The sequence below is a fragment of the Terrabacter terrae genome, from assembly GCF_039529575.1.
Lineage (GTDB): Bacteria > Actinomycetota > Actinomycetes > Actinomycetales > Dermatophilaceae > Terrabacter > Terrabacter terrae.
The window spans coordinates 1-519 of record NZ_BAAANB010000164.1; the positions used below are offsets into that span (position 1 = coordinate 1).

1 protein-coding gene is annotated in these 519 nt (G+C 71.1%); it reads right to left on the reverse strand.

Annotated elements, in window-relative coordinates:
- Positions 1-407, reverse strand: a 407-nt coding sequence (locus tag ABD194_RS20335) for a DUF6597 domain-containing transcriptional factor (RefSeq protein WP_343994901.1), incomplete at its 3' end; no start/stop codon positions are given.
- Positions 408-519: the final 112 nt, after the last annotated feature.

The window sequence follows — 519 nt, forward strand, 5'->3', positions numbered from 1 at the left end:
GCTCCGTCCAGCGCCGGGAGGGTGGCCAGGTCGAGGAAGCGGTCGGTCATCCGGCGCACCGGCTCCCCGGTCAGCAGGTGCCCCGCAGCGGGCTGGAACATGAGGCCGACCGCCCAGCCGCGGCCGGTGAGCATCGTGTGCGACAGCCCCGAGACCACGCCGTAGAAGCGCGCGTAGCTGTCCGAGATGACGAGGAGGCACACGGGGTACTGCAGCACCCGCTGCACGGAGTCGCGCCCCTCGGGCACGTCCCACACCGGGATCCAGAACCGGCGCGCCAGCTCGCTCAGGTCCGGGGAGACCGAGGCCCGGGCAATCGACCACGTCCGGTCGTTCGGGTCGACCAGGTGCGCGCGCTCGATGTCGTCGCGGGCCGCTGTGCGGCCCTTCCCGGAAGGCGTCGTCACCTGTCGGAAAGTATCAAGACCCACGGACGACGGCCCTCCTACCGTGGGGACATGACCTCTTCTCCCACCACCACCGACGTCCTCGACACCTACGTCCGCCTCGCCGACGCCT